Below are 2,979 nucleotides of genomic sequence, written 5' to 3'. Positions count from 1 at the left end.
CAATAATATCAATAATTAGATAAGAGTCTTGCCTTGAAATACTCCTATATCGCCAGACAACCCATACTCGATCGTGACCGAAAAACTATCGGCTACGAGCTGCTATTTCGAGACGGTCCTAAGAACACCTTTCCAGATATAGACCCAGACTTAGCAACGAGCCGGTTACTCTCTGATCATTTTTTATCCACTCATTACAATACGCTGGGTAAGCATTTAGGGTTTGTCAATTTTCCTTATCAAAGCCTGATTAACCTCGTGCCTACGCTTTTTCCTGCGCAAAACTTGGTCGTTGAGGTATTGGAAGATTGCGAACCAACTTTAGAGTTATTAGAAGCAATTAAAAAGATGGCGAAGCTTGGTTACCGAATTGCGCTTGATGACTTTGTACCCAGTTCAGGCTGGCTCGTCTTCTTCCCCTATGTGTCAATTATCAAATTTGACATCCGTATCGTTCCCCTTGAAAAAGCCGCTCGCTTTATTCAAAAACTTGGTGCGACGAAAATTGAGTTCCTTGCTGAGAAAGTAGAAACCTATGAAGAGTTTAAGCAAGCTAAAAAGGCGGGCTTTACCTATTTTCAAGGCTACTTTTTTAGCAAACCAGAGATGTTACAGCGCAAAGCGTTAGAGCCTGCATTTCTTACTGTGGTGCAACTGTTCAAAGAAATAGCCAAATCTAACCTCGATTACAAAGCCATTGAGGAGCTTGTCGCCACCGACCTGACCCTGTCTTATAAACTGTTAACCTTTGTTAACTCATCCGCGACAGTCAGTTCAAAGATCCATTCATTTAAACAAGCGCTGATCTATCTCGGTGAACAACGATTGAGAAAGTTTATCTCCTTGGTTGCGATTGCTTCGACGCAAGAATCTAAACCGGATTATTTGTATGGCTTATCCATTCAAAGGGCAAGATATTGCGAGCTGATCGGTGTGAAAGCAAAAATGAACGTTGAACCCGGTTCGGCCTTCCTGACAGGAATGTTTTCGCTACTCGATAGCCTACTTGATCAACCTTTAGAAAGTATCATGGAAGAGATGCCTATCGACGAATACGTTAAACTTGCACTAATAGAAGGGAAAGGAGAGTTAGGTCTGGTACTTGAATTAACTCGAGCTTATGAACAGGCTGACTGGCAAAAGGTTGAGAAAATTGCTCATGCATTAAGTATCGAAGAGCCCGTGGTGAAAGAGTGTTACAACGAAGCTGTGAAATGGACAGCCGATTTACTGGGTGTCCACTCCTGAGTAGACATCGAGTTTAGATCTCCTTAAACTTCCCCGTCTTATCTGCATGGGCAATTTGAGAGGATTTATGAACCAATGCTATTGTGGTAGCCATTTAGATTACCAACACTGTTGTGAACCAATCCACAGTGATTCAGCTTTAGCCATCTATCCAGAACAACTGATGAGAGCCCGCTATAGTGCCCATGTTCTAGGCTTGGTTGATTTTGTCATCAATACCTATCATCCGAGTTGCAATGCACCACAGCAACGCGACGCGATTGAAGAATCAATCAACAGTCAATGGTGTGGGCTAGACGTCATCTCCGCAAGTATCCGCAACAACGAAAATGAAGGCTTCGTTCATTTCAAAGCCTATTACACACAGAATCAACAGCAATTTTGTCTGCAAGAACGTTCACGATTTATACGAGAAAATGGTATCTGGTTCTACATTGACGGTGAATTTCCACAGGAGAACACACCAACGAAGCTAGGACGAAATGACCCATGTCATTGCGGTAGCGGCAAGAAATTTAAGAAGTGTTGTGGGTCATGATATAAGAAATAAGGCCAATCATACGATTGGCCTTATTTTATAGGGGAAGCTTTCGATTAGAATTTGTAGAATGCAGCTGCGAATACATAAGTCTCTTCGTCTTCACCTTTCTTAACATCTAGGTCTTGACGAATATCGATACCCATGTCGATCTTGTCGCTATGAGTATACATAGCAGCAACGTTTACATAACTACGATCGATATCTTCTTTTCCGTCTTCTTCAGTGGTGTTGGTTGCATAACCAGCAGCAAGTGTAACACTATCAGAAACAGCGTAACCAGCAGATAGGTAGTAACCAATTTTCTCTAAATTAGTAGTATTGTCTTTAACATCAGTTGCACCTTCATCGATCCAGAAGTTTGCACCGATAGTTAGCGCATCGCCAAGCTTAGCATTACCAGAAACAGATGTAACATTGTAGTCAGCATCATCACGAGTCTCATAACCAGCATAAACGTTGAATGAAGACTGTTCGATACCTACATAACCGTTGTAAGCAGTATCAGCCTTTTGACGATCATCGTCCGTTTCAGAGGTAGAAATACCGTAAGCAAAACCCGAAGTAGAACCTTCGAATTTAATTACATTGAAGCCATCAGATGCATCACCAGCTGAGGCGCCGAATTCGTACGTTTGGTCACCAGCACCATCAACTTTATCTAGAGCTGTATCATTTTCCCAACCTAATGACAGAACACCAAATCCAGTATCAAAACCAAGCCATGCTTTATCTACATCTGTTGCTGGACCTGATTGAATCGGTTGTTTAGCTTCGTCAGTACTGTAATTCATTTCCAAGTCAACTTCGAGATAACCCAATAGTCGGTTATTTTTGTAGTTAACAGCTACAGTTAGTGCAGTAGCCCAATCATCATACAGAGCATCAGTTTTTGTATCGTAATAACCACCAATGCCCCAAGCACCTGAAACAGAAAACTGATCTTTATGAACTGGATCAAATTCGAATACTGGTTTGGCGTTTTGAGAAGTAGTTTCCACTGCGAATGCTGACGCCGAGATACTCGCAATAGCTAGTGCTAATAATGTTTTTTTCATGTTAATCCACTGCCTTTTCTTATGTATGGGAATTCCTTATCCGGTTCCCTTTGTTTTTGCTGGCAACTTCCAAATTTAAACTCGGTTCGTTGCCGCCATTAAATCTCAAGGATTAGATTGCAAAAGATTATCCTG

General features: G+C 41.7%; 3 protein-coding genes. 2 read left to right on the top strand and 1 reads right to left on the bottom strand.

The annotated features are described in order from the left end of the window. Positions 1-33 precede the first annotated feature (33 nt). Complete coding sequence (locus B9J87_RS03725) at positions 34-1,248, top strand: EAL and HDOD domain-containing protein (RefSeq protein ID WP_094127160.1); 1,215 nt, start codon at positions 34-36, stop codon at positions 1,246-1,248. A gap of 67 nt (positions 1,249-1,315) precedes the next feature. Further along, positions 1,316-1,786, top strand: coding sequence for a YchJ family metal-binding protein (locus B9J87_RS03720; RefSeq protein ID WP_141201532.1), 471 nt, complete (start codon positions 1,316-1,318; stop codon positions 1,784-1,786). A 56-nt stretch (positions 1,787-1,842) separates the two neighbouring features. Here B9J87_RS03720 and B9J87_RS03715 read toward each other — a convergent pair whose 3' ends face one another. After that, entirely contained in the window at positions 1,843-2,844 is a 1,002-nt protein-coding gene (locus tag B9J87_RS03715) for a porin (RefSeq protein ID WP_094124386.1), read from the bottom strand. Positions 2,845-2,979: the final 135 nt, after the last annotated feature.

Source organism: Vibrio sp. V19_P1S1T109, from assembly GCF_002241375.1.
Lineage (GTDB): Bacteria > Pseudomonadota > Gammaproteobacteria > Enterobacterales > Vibrionaceae > Vibrio > Vibrio anguillarum.
Note: the sequence above shows the minus strand (reverse complement) of the source record. Positions and strands in the feature narration are given on the sequence as shown.